Source organism: Salifodinibacter halophilus (assembly GCA_012999515.1).
Taxonomy (GTDB): Bacteria; Pseudomonadota; Gammaproteobacteria; order Nevskiales; family Salinisphaeraceae; genus Salifodinibacter; species Salifodinibacter halophilus.
Genome location: JABEEB010000884.1, coordinates 1 through 229 on the forward strand (window position 1 = coordinate 1; position 229 = coordinate 229).

Annotated in this window: 1 protein-coding gene; it reads left to right on the plus strand. The window is 71.6% G+C overall.

Annotated elements, in window-relative coordinates; all coding sequences use genetic code 11:
• The coding region (locus tag HKX41_14080; protein NNC25262.1) for a hypothetical protein at window positions 1-229 on the plus strand (229 nt) is incomplete at both ends.

Consider the following 229-nt stretch of genomic DNA (forward strand, 5'->3'; position numbering starts at 1 on the left):
AGCGCGAGCGTCTGCGCGCGCAGGGCCTTCGCCACGGCCGCAGCGTGTCGGTGAACTGGCCGTTGTGGGCCACCGGCGGCATGCAGATCGACGGCAGCGAGGCCTCGGTGTTCGGCTTCTCCGGCATGGACGCGCTGAGCGCGGCCGAAGGGCTGGAGGCGTTCGGCAACATCCTGCGCGGCGATCAGAACCGGGTGCTGGTTTCGGTCGGCGACCCGCAACGGGTCGC